Raw genomic sequence first — 219 nt, 5'->3', positions numbered from 1 at the left:
ATAGGTCAGAGGTGGAAGCGTGGTAACATGTGGAGCTGACTGATACTAATCGTTCGAGGACTTAACCATTTTTAAGGCTTTCTCGAGTTTACAACTTCTTCTGCATTATCTAGTTTTGAGGGAATGATACCTCAATTAAATAGTCTGGCAATTATGGCGAGAAGGTCACACCCGTTCCCATACCGAACACGGAAGTTAAGCTTCTCAGCGCCGATGGTA

General features: G+C 43.8%; 1 rRNA gene. It reads left to right on the top strand.

Features of this window, described 5'->3' with window-relative positions:
* Positions 1–143: 143 nt before the first annotated feature.
* Positions 144–219 (top strand): 5S ribosomal RNA (gene rrf / locus KW850_RS33055); the annotation flags it as partial.

This window comes from Bacillus sp. sid0103 (assembly GCF_019219025.1).
The sequence above is the reverse complement of the archived record's forward strand: the minus strand, read 5'-3'. Positions and strand labels throughout refer to the sequence as shown.